Here is a 1,113-nt window from a genome sequence, read left to right as displayed (position 1 = left end):
TGCTGGCGCAATACGCGATGTGCTTGCTGCTGCCTTTGCGCGTGACGTCATCGCTGATATGAACGATGTCGGCCACCTCGCTGGCGTGCAGCAGTGGTGCGCAGTGCAGGTTGATCAGGTAGGGCGCAAGCATGTGAACGCTGAACATCCGGGTGAACTGATCCGCTTCCTCGCCCGGCGTTTCTGCCAGCCATTCGGAGGCGTTGTGCACGATGGCGCGCAGGCCGTGCGTATGGTTTTTCAGTTCAGCGATGAACGCCATGATGCCCGCTTCGCTGGAGAAGTCGCCCTGAAGCGCGAGCGCACCGGCACGACGCAGATCCTCCACGGCGGGCCGCTCGCTGCGATAGCTGACGATGACAGGCTGCCCTTGCGCCAGCAGACGCTGTGCGCAATGCAGACCCACACGCTGGCTGGCGCCGGTGATCAGGATCGGTGCAGAAGAAAAGTCCATCGGCAGTTCACGCATCGGGTCGGTAAGAGGGCTGTCGGCAATTCAGTCCGGAAATGAATTCGCTTCAAATTGTTGGACAGGCTGACAGCAAACTTATACCAGAGATTTTTTTTGTACAACCCTGATCACCATGAAACTCACTTTGGACGAGCCAGAAATTCTCCCGGAGTCAGACAAGGCCTGAGCTCAACCGATTGTTGTGCGTGAGCAAGACCTGTACCGCTTGAGCTGTTTTGTACAGGTCTTGTCACACAGTCAGCGCGACGATGCGGACTGCGTCCGGCGCGTTGTCGAGACAGGCGAGCTTTGTAGCCAGGGCGCCAGCAGCCGGGTGGACAGCGGGATGAACAGATAGACCATCAGGGGGGTCAGCACCGCTGTGCTGATCATGATGCGCGGCAGCAGGTCCAGATGATTGAGCAGGGGGCCGAGCAGGAAATTGAAGATCAGCGAAACCGGAAAGAATGCCAGCCAGATGGCGACAGCCTGTTTCCAGCGTGGCGGGCGTTGATCGACAGCGCCGAACCAGCCGTCGATGCCGCTCACACGATGCTCGGAAGGTTGCGCAAACAGACCGCTGCCACGCACCAGCCAGGAGCGTCGGGACGCGGAATGCTCCCAGGCGTGCATGGTCTGCTCGTCGGCAAAGCGGAAAATGA

2 protein-coding genes are annotated in these 1,113 nt (G+C 59.5%); both read right to left on the bottom strand.

Going from position 1 to position 1,113, the window contains the following annotated elements:
- Positions 1–454: SDR family NAD(P)-dependent oxidoreductase (locus tag BZK31_RS28940; RefSeq protein ID WP_157900854.1), on the bottom strand; the 454-nt coding region annotated here is incomplete at its 3' end.
- 255 nt (positions 455–709) lie between these two features.
- Positions 710–1,113 (bottom strand): putative antibiotic biosynthesis monooxygenase (locus tag BZK31_RS28935; protein WP_102136537.1); only part of this gene is annotated, 404 nt, incomplete at its 5' end.

Origin of the sequence: Pseudomonas floridensis, from assembly GCF_002087235.1 — a bacterium.
GTDB lineage: Bacteria > Pseudomonadota > Gammaproteobacteria > Pseudomonadales > Pseudomonadaceae > Aquipseudomonas > Aquipseudomonas floridensis.
The sequence above is the reverse complement of the archived record's forward strand: the minus strand, read 5'-3'. Positions and strand labels throughout refer to the sequence as shown.